Source organism: Sphingobium sp. D43FB (assembly GCF_002312805.1).
GTDB lineage: Bacteria > Pseudomonadota > Alphaproteobacteria > Sphingomonadales > Sphingomonadaceae > Sphingobium.
On sequence record NZ_NMUA01000086.1, the window covers coordinates 1 to 4270 of the forward strand.

The following is a 4270-nucleotide window of genomic DNA, read 5'->3' on the forward strand; positions in this document are numbered from 1 at the left end:
TGGACCGCGCGTCTGACCCACCACCCGGCACGACCGTCATATGGAGAGGAATGACGCGACTCGCCGATCTCGTTGAGGGAGCTCGAATCTCGAGGCACCCAGCAGGCACTTGTGGGTAAGAGCAAGCCGATTGAGGCCGCCTGCCTTGCTGTGATGTGAGCGCGTAAGGGACGTCCATAAGGACGTCGTTATGGACGTGCTGAGCCAAAGCGAGGGACGGCGGTGGAGATATTGGGCCGGGAACGGCGTCGTCGGTGGAGCAACGCGGAGAAGCTCGAGATCGTCGCCGCTGTGGGAATGAACGGAGAGACGTTGGCGCGCGTCGCGCGCCGCTACGATGTGTCGCGAAGCCAGATCTATCAATGGCGCCATCTGTTCAGGAAGCGAGGGTTGCTGCGTGCGGCGGACGAACCGACCTTTTTGCCGGTTGATATCGGGGCGCCCATGCTGAGCGCGGAGCCCGTGGTCGATGACCGGGTGGTGGCCTCGCCCTTGATCATCGAGCTGTGTCTGGCGCAAGGACGGCGGCTTCGCTTCGATGCCGACATCGAGGCTACTGCCTTGACCCGGCTTATCCGGTCGGTGGAAGCTGCATGATCGGACCGGGCACCGGCGTAAGGGTCTATCTCGCCTGCGGCGTCACTGACATGCGCAACTATGCGCTGACCATGATTATGCGGAGTCGGCGAGTTTCCAGCCAAGATTCGGGTATCTTTTCCATCGGTTAGATCGAGCCAGGTCGTCACCGATCACCGCATAACTATGATCCCTTGCGATGTCGAACATCACAAGGAGAGTAAAAATGTGCGAGGAAGACCATTGTCGCTGGTTTCTTGATCCTGGTTCGCTGGCACCGTGGATCGACCGGTTTGGTGCAGAACTTGCTGACCGCCGCTATTCACGACTGACGATCTTAGGCTACACCGACGCAGCCCGGCACTTTGCTGCCTGGGTCAACAGCACATCGACGCCGATCCAGATGGTCGATGCCGATTTGCTTCGGCGTTTCGCCGACCATCGTTGCGAGTGCCCCGGCGGGCGGCGATGGTCGCGCATCTCGCCCAAGTATTTCCGGCGCGCCAAGCGCTTCTATACCTTCTTGCAGGATATTGCCGTTGCGCCGGCACCCGCCTCGCTGCCCTTGGCTCCGGTCCATCCCTTGCTTGATGACTATCAGCGATGGTTGCGCATTCATCGCGGCCTTTCGGAACGGACGATCGCTCGCCATCGTCGTCTCCTGACCAACCTGCTGCCGACGCTCGGCGAGGCGACCCGCGACTATAACGCAGGGCTGATCCGCAGCGTGGTACGGGAGTGGCGAGAGCGAACGGGTCCTGCGGACCTCAGAACGATAACCAGTGCGTTGCGTAGCTATTTGCGCTTCCTGGCCGCCGCCGGTCTCTGCCGGCCCAACCTTGATCATGCCATCTCGCCCGTTGTGCAATGGCGGCTTTCGTCGTTGCCGCGATATCTGTCGGCTAACGATGTCGAACGTGTCGTCGCTTCATGCGATCAGCTCTCCAACGGACGGCTCCGCGACCGGGCCATCCAGCTTCTTCTGGCGCGCCTGGGCCTTCGGGCTGGTGATGTCACCGCGCTGAAGCTTCAGGATCTCGATTGGGCAACCGGCATGCTGCAGGTGAGCGGCAACAGGCCCTCGGCTTCAAGTTTCGAACACCGGGCATTCTTCTGCGCAACTTCGTCGCATATGCCGAGGAGCGGGGCGACCGCCATATCATGCAAGCGCGCGTACAGGAGTGGGCGCTTCTTGCGCCGTCTCCGGAGCAACGTCGGAACCGCCTGCTGGCGGTACGTCGTTTCGCGATCGCGCATTGTCGCTCGGACCGATTGGATCGATCAGGCCACGCACATACAGCACCCTGTTTGGACTGATCGCGGCAACCGGCATGCGCGTTTCGGAGTCGATCTCCCTTCGCCTTGTTGATGTCACCGATGACGGGCTGATCATTGCCCAGACCAAGTTCAAGAAGAGCAGGCTGTTACCTCTTCATTCTACGACGAGACGAGCCCTGGATATTTATTTGGCGGAGCGTCTGACGGCACCGACACAGAGCGACGCATTGTTCATTTCGCATCAGGGTACGCCGCTCGCCTAGCCGCCATTCGCGCCTGGATCGCCGTTAGGCCCGTCGGTGGCGACACCGCGCTGTTCTTGAACAACGCCGGTCGGACGATGACCCGCTCGGGGTTCGAGTATACGCATCCAGTCGCGCTCGCAGGTATTCAATATGTGGGTCCAGCAAGCGTTCCCGTGGCTGCCGAGGGCCATATGTCGGCACCTCCACACCGCGCGCAATGTATTTGCGTACCGTCTTGCGGTCGACGCCAACTTGTCGGGCTATCGCGGCGATGTTCACGCCTTGGCGATGCAAATCCAGGATCATAATCAATTCTCCAAGCTTCTTCATCGCAGCATCGCCTCCCAACAGGGGGACTATGCCGGATTTTCTAGATTTGGCCCTGTCCGGGGCGCGCCCCGGACAGGGCCAAATCAAACGAAGTGGGGAATTTTCAAATGTCACTTCTGGGGCATTTTACTCCGCCATCGATACCAAAGGTGCCGGAGAATGAATCATGGGTGATTCCAGCCAGGCAATGGGCGCGCGGTAGGCCGAATCACGCACGCGACCACTTGTGGGTAAGAGCAAGCGCTATCGGAGGCGTACAACCAAGCTCGCCCGCGCGCTCCAGGAACTCGGTCGCCTCATCAAGTCGCTTTATATGCTGCGGTTCATCGACGACGAAACCTACCGACGTCGTATCCTCGTGCAGCTCAACCGCGGCGAGAGCCGCCACCAGCTTGCCCGCACCATATTCCACGGCAAGCGCGGCGAACTGCGCCAGCGCTACCGCGATGGACAGGAGGACCAGCTCGGCGCGCTCGGGTTGGTCGTCAATCTGATCGTGCTCTGGAACACGATCTACATCGATGCCGCGCTCAACCAGCTCCGGACCGAAGGCCATGTGATGCTGGACGAGGATGTTGCACGCCTCTCGCCGCTCGGCTTCCGGCACATCAACATGCTCGGGCGCTACGCGTTCACCATTCCCGACATGGTCGCGCGGGGCGAGCTTCGGCCGCTTCGCGATCCCGGCGCCACGGGCATCGACGATGCCTGACGGCGTGCCTTATGTAGGTTTTCTGTTCCGTTGCTACTCAGACCCCGGATAGAGGAGGAAGATAAAGCTATCATATTGCAGCGTTGCAGGCGAAGCACCTGCTCATTATCGACGCGGCTCCGTTTCCCAGAGGAGCCTCAGGCAAGCTGGACGGTCAGATTTGAGGCATCTATTAAGTTACCTGCTAGACCGTGTTCCGGATACTATTCAGTCAATTGAAGGAGAATTCATGCCTGAAGATAGGAGTGAATCTATAAAAACGGCTAGGCTGTCGAAGAATATATGGCTAAAACATACCCTAGGTAAGATAGGTGATGTAGGCGTAGCTGCTATTCAAATAGAATCCTTGGCAAGGGAACTAAAAGTAACAAAAGGAAGTTTCTATTGGCATTTCAAAGATAGAGATTCTCTGCTCTCTGAGACACTAAAATATTGGTATAATTCCGCCACCATCGCAATCGGTTTGGCGGGCAAGCGTGATTTTAATGCTCCGCGTGATCGGTTGCGATATTTCTTTACCTTGGCTTTGAATAAAGGTCCCGACGTTCCTGGCGGCCCTATTGAACAAGCCCTGCGGGAATGGGCACGAGTTTCCGACATTGCTGCGGAAACAACAAAGCGCGTTGATCAGGATCGAATGAGTCTAATAGCAGAGGCTTATATCGAACTTGGTCAGAGCAGAAACAGGGCGCGCCAAACAGCAGCAATGGCTCTCGCTCACCTCATTGGACTCAACATACTCATGCCATCAAAGAAATTTCAGCACCAATCCGAAGATAAAAATGCCTTCATGGAGTTATTTATTCCGGATTATTTCAAGGAACATATCATTAATTCATGATTACGACGACTACCATATAGATCTTATAATTTATTAGATGAATATTGGCAATATTCATAATAAATAAATTCTTATTCCGGGCGTATCACTAAGCGCCCTTCTATTTAATCTTAATCTGACAATTGCTAGGAAATGATTTACTGCGCGACCCAGAAAATCATTCAGAGCCTGATTCATAATTATCCGATGAAATTTCATAGTCTTGCGATGCGACGCGCGAATAGCTGGATGGAAGCTATGAACAGCCACGCAGTTGCCGATGCGATGGTCTGTTCAAAGTCCTTGGCG

At 56.5% G+C, this 4270-nt stretch carries 3 protein-coding genes and 3 pseudogenes; 4 read left to right on the plus strand and 2 right to left on the minus strand.

Features of this window, described 5'->3' with window-relative positions; translation table 11 throughout:
* The first annotated feature begins 222 nt into the window (after positions 1-222).
* Both SxD43FB_RS23055 and SxD43FB_RS23060 read left to right on the plus strand, forming a co-directional pair.
* The gene (locus tag SxD43FB_RS23055; protein ID WP_096064113.1) at positions 223-597 is read left to right on the plus strand and encodes a transposase; all 375 of its coding nucleotides are present in this window, start codon (positions 223-225) and stop codon (positions 595-597) included.
* A gap of 178 nt (positions 598-775) precedes the next feature.
* Positions 776-1945 (plus strand): site-specific integrase, encoded by a 1170-nt coding sequence (locus SxD43FB_RS23060; protein WP_255245881.1) that lies wholly within the window; start codon positions 776-778, stop codon positions 1943-1945.
* A 265-nt stretch (positions 1946-2210) separates the two neighbouring features.
* On the opposite strand, the pseudogene SxD43FB_RS23070 reads toward SxD43FB_RS23060, so the two are convergent.
* Positions 2211-2429 (minus strand): annotated as a pseudogene (locus tag SxD43FB_RS23070) (helix-turn-helix domain-containing protein); the annotation flags it as partial.
* Positions 2430-2682: 253 nt separating this feature from the next.
* Between SxD43FB_RS23070 and SxD43FB_RS23075 the strand changes: the two are divergent.
* Positions 2683-3141, plus strand: a pseudogene (locus SxD43FB_RS23075) (Tn3 family transposase); the annotation flags it as partial.
* Positions 3142-3370: 229 nt separating this feature from the next.
* Complete coding sequence (locus SxD43FB_RS23080) at positions 3371-3982, plus strand: TetR/AcrR family transcriptional regulator (RefSeq protein WP_096064115.1); 612 nt, start codon at positions 3371-3373, stop codon at positions 3980-3982.
* 194 nt (positions 3983-4176) lie between these two features.
* Here the strand turns inward: SxD43FB_RS23080 and SxD43FB_RS23085 are convergent.
* A pseudogene (locus SxD43FB_RS23085) lies at positions 4177-4270 on the minus strand (IS5/IS1182 family transposase); the annotation flags it as partial.